Annotated in this window: 6 protein-coding genes and 1 pseudogene; 3 read left to right on the forward strand and 4 right to left on the reverse strand. The window is 39.1% G+C overall.

Annotation, left to right across the window (positions count from 1 at the left end; genetic code table 11):
• Positions 1-79: 79 nt before the first annotated feature.
• Positions 80-1,201: a pyridoxal-phosphate-dependent aminotransferase family protein gene (locus CXF85_RS09290; protein ID WP_101228254.1), complete on the reverse strand. Its 1,122-nt coding sequence runs from the start codon at positions 1,199-1,201 to the stop codon at positions 80-82.
• 546 nt (positions 1,202-1,747) lie between these two features.
• Between CXF85_RS09290 and CXF85_RS09295 the strand changes: the two genes are divergently transcribed.
• A complete protein-coding gene (locus tag CXF85_RS09295) occupies positions 1,748-2,281 on the forward strand; it encodes a YaeQ family protein (protein WP_101228255.1) in 534 nt (177 codons plus the stop codon).
• Between the two features lie 24 nt (positions 2,282-2,305).
• Positions 2,306-3,811 (forward strand): M28 family peptidase, encoded by a 1,506-nt coding sequence (locus CXF85_RS09300; protein ID WP_101228256.1) that lies wholly within the window; start codon positions 2,306-2,308, stop codon positions 3,809-3,811.
• Positions 3,812-3,878: 67 nt separating this feature from the next.
• On the opposite strand, the gene CXF85_RS09305 is transcribed toward CXF85_RS09300, so the two are convergent.
• A complete protein-coding gene (locus CXF85_RS09305) occupies positions 3,879-4,346 on the reverse strand; it encodes a GNAT family N-acetyltransferase (protein ID WP_101228257.1) in 468 nt (155 codons plus the stop codon).
• A gap of 170 nt (positions 4,347-4,516) precedes the next feature.
• Between CXF85_RS09305 and CXF85_RS09310 the strand changes: the two genes are divergently transcribed.
• Positions 4,517-6,370, forward strand: a complete 1,854-nt coding sequence (locus CXF85_RS09310) for a DUF885 domain-containing protein (protein ID WP_101228258.1) — start codon at positions 4,517-4,519, stop codon at positions 6,368-6,370.
• A 159-nt stretch (positions 6,371-6,529) separates the two neighbouring features.
• On the opposite strand, the pseudogene CXF85_RS09315 reads toward CXF85_RS09310, so the two are convergent.
• Positions 6,530-7,493: pseudogene (locus CXF85_RS09315) on the reverse strand (integron integrase).
• A gap of 67 nt (positions 7,494-7,560) precedes the next feature.
• Positions 7,561-7,913, reverse strand: a 353-nt coding sequence (locus tag CXF85_RS09320; protein ID WP_157829057.1) for an IS1595 family transposase, incomplete at its 5' end; no start/stop codon positions are given.

Here is a 7,913-nt window from a genome sequence, read left to right on the forward strand (position 1 = left end):
ACCTTTTAATTCTCGCTAAGTGGTCAATTAATTAATGTACTTGGTATTACACCTTTATTTTCACTGTTTTCCGTTGCTGCTACTGTTGCAAAGCTTCTTTCAATGCCGCTAAACACAGGGTGACATTTTCATTTCGCGCGGCATAACCCATCAACCCTATACGCCATGCTTTTCCAGCGAAAGCACCTAAACCTGCGCCAATTTCTAAGTTATATTCGTTTAATAAAAACTGTCGAACTTTTACATCATCAATACCTTCAGGGATATATACGGCATTAAGCTGCGGTAACCGCTCATCTGCTGGCACAATAAAATCTAATCCTAAATCACGTAAACCGATACTTAATTTATCATGCATGGTTTTATGTCGAGCCCAGCTATTTTCTAAGCCTTCATTTTGCAACATGACTAATGATTCATGTAAGGCATATAAAGAGTTAACTGGTGCGGTATGATGATAGCTGCGTTTACCTTCTCCTGACCAATAGCCCATAACAAGCGTTTGATCTAAGAACCAACTTTGTACCGCAACGCCTCGATTTTGAATAACTTCAGCCGCTTTATCACTAAAACTTACCGGTGATAAACCAGGTACACAAGACAGACATTTCTGGCTTCCTGAATACACCGCATCAATTTGCCATTCATCAACACGCAACTCAACGCCGCCCAGTGAAGTTACTGCATCAACAATAGTTAAACAGTCATGTTGCTTAGCGATAGCACATAAAGTTTTCGCATCTGACAACGCCCCGGTGGACGTTTCCGCATGAACAAAGGCAACAAAGTTCGCTTGTGGGTTTGCTTTAAGTGCATCTTCCAACGTTTTAGGGTCAACTGCTCTACCCCATTCCCCCTCAACAGCCACTAATTTGGCACCAATACGTTTTACATTTTCAATCATACGCATACCAAAGACACCGTTAACACAAACAACCACGGTATCGCTTGGGGTGATTAAATTAACAAAACACGCTTCCATGCCTGCAGAGCCTGGAGCGGAAACCGCCATAGTAAATTTGTTTTTAGTTTGAAAAGCATATTGTAGTAACTCTTTCACTTCATCCATCATGGCAACAAAACAAGGGTCTAGGTGCCCTATGGTCGGCCTAGCTAAAGCAGATAAAACACGAGGACTAACATCTGATGGACCCGGTCCCATCAAAGTACGCTGTGGCGGAAAAAAAGATTGAATTGTCATGTAAGCCTCTTACAGAATGAAGGATAAAATAATCCGTATTATTTCAGAGACTTTATCATGCTTTAAATCTCATCATAAGTAGAATTAATTACCATTATCCTAGTTATTCATTTGATCAATACTACTTATACCAATCGAACTAATTTATTTATCACTGAGCGAGAATTAAAAGACTTAGAGACAAGGCATTGATTGAAGCGAATGGTTTTCAGGAGAATGTGCTCCTGCATTCTCTAATAAGCTACGTCCATGTCGCGCCCTTGTCAAAATCAATAACGCCGTATGTAAGCCTTTTAAACTCGTCCTTTGGGAACTCATTGGCAAACTAAGAACATCACAAAACGAATTAAATATAGGAAAACTATGTTTAACTAATTTTTCTTGTTTCAAGCTCGCTAATGTAGTTCTAAGTGACCAATAAAATAATCCATTTACTATTACTTTACAGTCGACATATATCAATCTGATTACTTTATTTTTGCAAGCTTTTGCAAGTTAGCGGCATGCTGTTATGATACCGCCACTATTTATCACCTCTAAGACCACATGGCCCTTAAAGCAACTATATACAAAGCCAATATCGAACTAGCCGATATGGATCGTAATTATTACGACAGCTTGCAACTTACCGTTGCTCAACACCCATCAGAAACACCACAGCGATTAATGGTACGTTTAATTGCCTATATTCTTAATGCCCACGAAGATCTACAGTTTGGTAAAGGCGTTAGTGATGAAAGTGAAGCCGCTATTTGGCAAATAAATTACAGCAGTGAAATAAACCTGTGGATTGAGCTTGGCCAGTTAGATGAAAAACGCCTCAAAAAAGCCTGTAACCAAGCCAAAGCTGTAAAGCTTTATTGTTACGGTAGTAGCGTAAATACCTGGTGGTCTCAAGCTGAACAAAACCTCAATAAATTTGAGCGCCTAACCATAGAACAATTCGACACCAGCACTTGTGATGCATTAGTTAAGTTACTTACCCGAAATATGGAGTTTCAGTGCAGCATCCAAGACGGTCAATTATGGTTAACGTCAGGTGACGAAACTTTATTAATTGAAACGACAAAACTCAAGTAAGAGGCCTGCCCTTCAGGACAAAAAATGACTAAAACAGCGAATAAAATAACTAACAAACGATTAAAACCCGTCGCATTGGCAACATCACTAACATTAATAGCCCTAGCCAGCTTGTCTTTAACAAGTTGTAGCAATGTGGACTTAGGCCTCGATAGTGAAAAATCTAACGTAATTGACGATGCTAAACTAAATACCGTTGCGACTATTGATAACACCATTACTTTAGAGCAAATTACTAAAGATGTTACCTACTTAGCCAGTGACGAATTGAAAGGTAGAGATAACTTTACCCTTGATATCCGCCAAGCTGCTGACTTTATTGCTAAGCGTTTTAACGAAGTAGGCCTTACGCCAGCACAGAGCGCTCCCAAGTTTAAACAACACTATTCGGTACAACGAATCACGCCTGATACGCTTACAGTTGAAATAAATGGCCAAGAAATTCCAAACGAATCGTTATCGATGGCAACAACAAAAACTGATTTTTCATGGAACAATAGTGCTCAGAACAGCAACCAATCAATCACTAGTCACCCTGTAAATATTGTAATGATTAGTGAAGACGACAATATGCGTAAATCACTGCGTGAGTTAAATAACCAAGGCGGTCAGCATTTAGTTTTACTTCACCCAAGTCACGAAGAAAGCTTTAAACGCTATCAAAGTTACTTTGATCAAGGCTTAACTAAACTCGTTAACAAAAAGGCCACTGAACATGGTGGCGTTATCGTGATGGCATTAACTGACATTAGCAAAGTGAAAACGTTTAGCGTCAAAGGCAACGCAAAGGTTACCGACACAATCTTAAGTAATGTGGTAGGTATTTTACCGGGTAAAAGTAAAGCTAACGAAATTGTACTTTACTCAGCTCATTATGATCATTTAGGTGTTAAACCTAGCCTTGATGCAACACCTAGTAGTAAAGCAGCAAAAACCAGTGAAATTTTCAATGGTGCCGATGATGATGCGTCAGGCGTTTCAGCTATTATCAACTTAGCGAATCACTTTGCTAAAATGGATAATAACGAAAGAACCTTAATGTTTACTGCCTTTAGCGCCGAAGAAATTGGTGGTTTTGGCTCTCGTCATTTTTCTACTCATGTAGAACCAACAGCCATAACAGCCATGATTAACATTGAAATGATCGGTAAACCCGCTCTGTTTGGTGAAGGCACTGTTTGGATGACGGGTATGGATCGTTCAAATCTAGGTGAACAACTAAACCAAGCATTAGCACCACAAAACCTTAAGGTTTATGCTGACCCTTACCCTAAGCAAAACTTATTCTATCGTTCAGATAACGCAACGTTAGCAAGATTGGGTGTACCGGCTCACAGTTTCAGTAGTACGCAGCTTGATAAAGACCAACATTACCATCAAGTAACTGATGACATTAATAGCTTGAACTTACCATCAATGTTGCAAGTAATAAAAATGCTCGCAATAGCGACTACACCATTAGTTGATGGTTCTATTACGCCATCACGTATTGACCCGAACAAAGTAAAACGTAACGGCCTTATTTACTAAGCACATTTAGTTAGTAATTACTGAATACGAAAATAATGATTGTCGCTGGCAAGTTCAAATGAATGCGCTAAGCGGCAATCACTTCTAACGGACAACGTAATAGATATTCCAAGCGGCTTTTCTTCTCTACTTGAAACCCGTGGCGCAAGTACAAACCTCGAGCAGGATTTTTCAATAACACATTTAACGTGATCGGTAAGCATAACTGTAATGCACGTTTTTTTACCACCGTAATGACCTTACTGCCAATACCTTTACCCTGATATTTAGGCATAATTTGAATCTGCCTAATGTGTAAGCTTTTGTGGGTATTATTAAGCGCAACAACACCCATTTTCACTAAGCCGATAGGTTTACGATCAGCTAAAATAATATGACTTTCATAAAAGTGTTCTTTGATTCGTTCTAAGTGTTGCTCGTCAGTCATACGAATACCTGCCGCAAGCAAATGCTGAGTCATTGTTTTTCTGCGCAACTCCAACAAAAAGTCTATGTCTTCATGTTTTACTTTTCGAAAGCCAACGGTAAATTTCATTTACTGGGTTTCCATGGTCGCTTGGATTAAATGATATAACTCAGTTTACTTCTTTTTACCGATTCACAAAACCTGTTGGTCGTAATTTTATAACAATCTGTCGAGCTTTCATTGAATTAGCTACGTGCATTGAGGCACACTAGAGATAATGTGAATCAGATGAGAAAATTATGACATTTAAAAGATCCCTATTGGTCGTTGCTGTCGCAGCGGCTTTGCTTAGTGCTTGCTCAGAAGATAAAGCTACACCTCAAAATAACAAACAATCAACCGCCCCCGCTAATGAAGCGACTGTTAATACAACAACAGCCTCAGAGCAAGCCAATGCATTATTTGATACTATTTTTAAAGAAGGGGTTCAACGTAACCCGGTTAGACAAACTTATTTAGGGATTAAAACAGATTACGATAAATGGCATGATATTTCAGAAGACAACGCAGCAAAAGAACTCGCCATTGCCAAAGAAGATTTAGTACGAATTCAAAGTATTGACGTTAATACCCTTGATGCACAAACTCAAATAAGCCATAGCTTATTCATTCAAAACTTAGAAAATCATATTGCAGATTATAAGTGGCGTTTTCATAGTTACCCTGTTAACCAAATGTACGGTACACACTCACAAATACCTGCATTTTTAATTAACCAACACTCAATCAGTAACGTTAAAGAAGCACAAGATTATATTGCCCGTGTTCACGGTGCTCAAAAATTACTAGCGCAGCTCGTTGTGCAACTTAAATTACGCGAAGAAAAAGGTATTATAGCTCCTAAATTTGTTTTTCCTCATGTACTTAGAGACTCAAAAAACATTCTAGTAGGCGCACCATTTGACGATGCTCCAAACAGTACTATTTTTTCTGATTTCAGCCGTAAGGTCGATAAACTTAGCATCTCAGATACAGAAAAATCAGTCTTAATTACTGATGTAAAAGCAGCACTTATAAACAGCTTAAAGCCAGGTTACGAACAATTAGTGACTTACTTAACAGCACTTGAGAAAAAAGCAGACACACGCGATGGTGCTTGGAAGTTCCCTGACGGTAAAGCATTTTTCAATAATGCTTTAAAACGCACCACCACAACTGATTTAACTTCTGAGCAAATTCATCAACTTGGCTTAAGTGAAGTATCTCGTATCCATAGTGAAATGCGTATCATCCAAGAAAAAGTTGGCTTTGACGGTAGCCTTAACGACTTTTTCGACTTCATGCGTAATGACAAGCAGTTTTACTACCCAGCGAATGCTGAAGGCAAACAGCGTTATTTAGATGAAGCCGTAGCACTTATCGATGATATGGAAGGTCGTTTAGATAGCTTATTTTTAACCAAACCAAAAGCAGAGTTAAAAGTTAAAGCTGTTGAAGCATTCAGAGAGAAATCTGCCGGAAAAGCCTTTTATGAAAGCCCTGCTCCAGATGGCTCTCGCCCAGGTACTTATTATGCGAACCTTTATGACATGGAAGCTATGCCTAGTTATCAAATGGCGGCTTTAGCCTATCATGAAGGTATTCCTGGTCATCACATGCAGTTAGCAATCAAACAAGAATTAACGGGCATTCCGATGTTCCGTAAGTTTGGCGGCTATACGGCCCACACCGAAGGTTGGGGTCTTTATTCAGAGATGATCCCAAAAGAGATTGGCTTATACCAAGACCCATATTCTGACTTTGGCCGCTTAGCGATGGAATTATGGCGAGCATGTCGTTTAGTCGTTGATACCGGTATTCACACTAAACAATGGACACGTAAACAAGGAATAGAATACTACGCCACTAATACGCCTAATGCGCTATCTGACGCAGTTAAAATGGTGGAACGTCACGTGGTCATGCCATCACAAGCGACAGCTTACAAAATTGGTATGAACAAAATCATTGAATTACGTGAACATGCTAAAGTTCAGTTAGGCGATAAGTTTGATATTCGTGAATTTCACGATATTGTCTTAAAAAATGGACCTGTACCACTTAACGTTTTAGCCGACTTAGTTAATGACTACATCACAACTAAGAAAGCCTAACGAATACATGACTAGCACCTAGCTAGCCTCTAAATAAGAAAATCGTTAAATATTTTGCATTAAGCGTTTTTCAATAAATAAAATCCGCACACCGTTGACTATATAGTAGTAACTGTGCGGATTTTTTATTCTACTTATTTATATTCCAAACAATACTATTTAGAGTATGTCTGATAACGGACTTCGCACACCATTCGCGCCATGTTCAATAACATGGGTATATATTTGTGTGGTACGAATGTCAGTATGCCCCAGTTGCTCCTGCACCGTTGATATCAGCTCCCCGCTGCAATAAATGCGTAGCAAAGGAGTGTCGTAATGTATGACACGTGACATTTTTTGCTATGTCCGCGTTTAATGCAGCCATCTTCACGGATTTTCGTAATGTTGTTTCATTGATATGATGTCGACGAGTAAAGCCGGTTTCGGGATCTTCACTTAAACGACTAGAAGGGAAAAGGTAATGCCACAGAATATCTTTGCTCGCGTTTGGATTTTTCCTCGCTAACGCATAAGGCAGCCATACACCTTTATAACTTGGATTAAGTTGGTCTTGTTGATAATAATAATTCACTAACGTTATTTGAAATTTTAGCGACTCACATAACTCTTTCGCTAAAGTAACACGCCTATTTTTACCACCCTTCCCTTGCCATACTTGAATGGCATGAAAAGCAAAGTCAATGTCCTGTACTCTTAAGCGAACAACTTCCATTAAACGTAATCCGCTACCGTACATTAATTGACAAGGCAGACTATGGTTATTTGATATTTTAGCTAATAACGCGCTCACCTCTGCTTGGGTTAATACTACCGGTAACTTAGTCGCCTGCTTTGACTTATTAAAATTAAGCTCTAGGGTTAATGGCTTTAACAGAATACCTTTATACAAAAAAACTAAGGAATTTAATGCTACACCTTGGGTTCTTGGTGCGACATTAAGTTTGTTTGTTAAATGTGAAAGGAATTGCTCTACTTCTACGTCATGACATTTTATTGGGTGGCGCTGACCATTAAAATTTATAAACGCTTTAATCCAATAGACATAGCTTTCTATCGTTCTTTTTGCATAGCGCTTTAAGCGCATTTGCTCCGTAATATGCTTTAAAAAAGGCGAAGACATAAAAACCTCAAAACAGACTGTATATACATAAGGGGTATCCCTTTAGCTCCATAGGCAATGCTTTGTCTTATTCTTCTCTATTATCTATGACATTTTTGTACGTAACTGGACGAGTCACCACCGCCTGTTGAAGCAACCTATAAAATAGCAACCCTCGTGACTTTGAAGTTCGCCGATTAAAGCGAAAGACAAATTCATCTAAGTAATAATCGAGTTGTTTGGGCTGTATAGCACCATGGTGAGTCCCTAGCAGCCATCGCTGAAGAAGAGCTGCAACTCGATGAACGCCAGGCATGGAATCATGAGCCTGAATATCTGAACCAAGATGAACCGTTCGCCGATGATCATATCCTTTTTCTTTGAGCTTGTTATAAGCTGTTGAGCCGTCAGTGTGAACATTCGCACTTCCATCAATTGACT

It is taken from the genome of Colwellia sp. 75C3 (assembly GCF_002836255.1).
Taxonomy (GTDB): domain Bacteria; phylum Pseudomonadota; class Gammaproteobacteria; order Enterobacterales; family Alteromonadaceae; genus Colwellia.

Bases quoted from the DNA above. Each gene is read 5' to 3' on its own strand.
- CXF85_RS09310 (WP_101228258.1), top strand. From the start codon at position 4,517: ATGACATTTAAAAGATCCCTATTGGTCGTTGCTGTCGCAGCGGCTTTG.
- CXF85_RS09300 (WP_101228256.1), top strand. From the start codon at position 2,306: ATGACTAAAACAGCGAATAAAATAACTAACAAACGATTAAAACCCGTC.
- CXF85_RS09295 (WP_101228255.1), top strand. From the start codon at position 1,748: ATGGCCCTTAAAGCAACTATATACAAAGCCAATATCGAACTAGCCGAT.
- CXF85_RS09305 (WP_101228257.1), bottom strand. From the start codon at position 4,346: ATGAAATTTACCGTTGGCTTTCGAAAAGTAAAACATGAAGACATAGAC.
- CXF85_RS09290 (WP_101228254.1), bottom strand. From the start codon at position 1,201: ATGACAATTCAATCTTTTTTTCCGCCACAGCGTACTTTGATGGGACCG.